We start from the raw sequence: 776 nt of genomic DNA, 5'->3' as shown, positions 1-776 counted from the left end.
CTCCAAAAGGGCCGCCAACAAGACAGCGAACACCTTTTGAAGAGTTCTGACTAATTGTTCCTCCAGCTCTTTTAATAAAGGCCATTCTGTGGTAAAATGTTTCATGGACTCTCTCCCTCCTGTTTTATTGATGTTGGTCATCACCATCATAGCAGGGAGAGAGTCCTTTTTGCATGACATTTGCTTTTTTCTACCGCGCTTCGCTTGGTGGCCCCGACGAGCGTCGCGAACAAAAGTTCGCAACCCTCGTCGGGGAATCATTCCTGAATGTCACCCACAAATATTTTACTCACACTTTCGGATGAAGAGATTCAACGGATTGCCGAAGCGGTTGGGGATCGTGATTCGTCTCGAACCTTTCCGTTGCGCGAGTGGATTCACTTCTTCCTGCTGGCCGCCATGCATCAATGGAAAAGCTTTCGCCACGGAGCCGATGTGGGGCCTCTGTATGGATTGCCGCGATTCCATTATTCCACAGTATCCAAGAAAGCGAAAGAAGTTCCCTATGACATCATGAAACGCTTGTTGGCGTTGATCATTTCCAAGTGCAACCGCCAAACCCGCCGTTCGCTTCGGTTTCCCAAACCGCTTCGGGTGGTGGATTCGACGACCGTCACGGTCGGGAAAAACCGCCTGCCATGGGCGCCGTATCACGGCGAACGCGCCGGAGTGAAGCTGCACGTCGCGTATTCGCCGGAATCCTCGTTGCCGGCAGACGTGGTGGAAACCATCGGACTGCGTCATGATGGCCCGGTGGGAGAACAGTTGACGAACGC

1 protein-coding gene is annotated in these 776 nt (G+C 52.6%); it reads left to right on the top strand.

Going from position 1 to position 776, the window contains the following annotated elements; translation table 11 throughout:
• Positions 1 to 267: 267 nt before the first annotated feature.
• Positions 268 to 776 (top strand): transposase (locus tag LH47_RS14775; RefSeq protein WP_043968794.1); only part of this gene is annotated, 509 nt, incomplete at its 3' end.

It is taken from the genome of Anoxybacillus thermarum, assembly GCF_000836725.1.
GTDB classification, from domain to species: domain Bacteria; phylum Bacillota; class Bacilli; order Bacillales; family Anoxybacillaceae; genus Anoxybacillus; species Anoxybacillus thermarum.
Note: the sequence above shows the minus strand (reverse complement) of the source record. Positions and strands in the feature narration are given on the sequence as shown.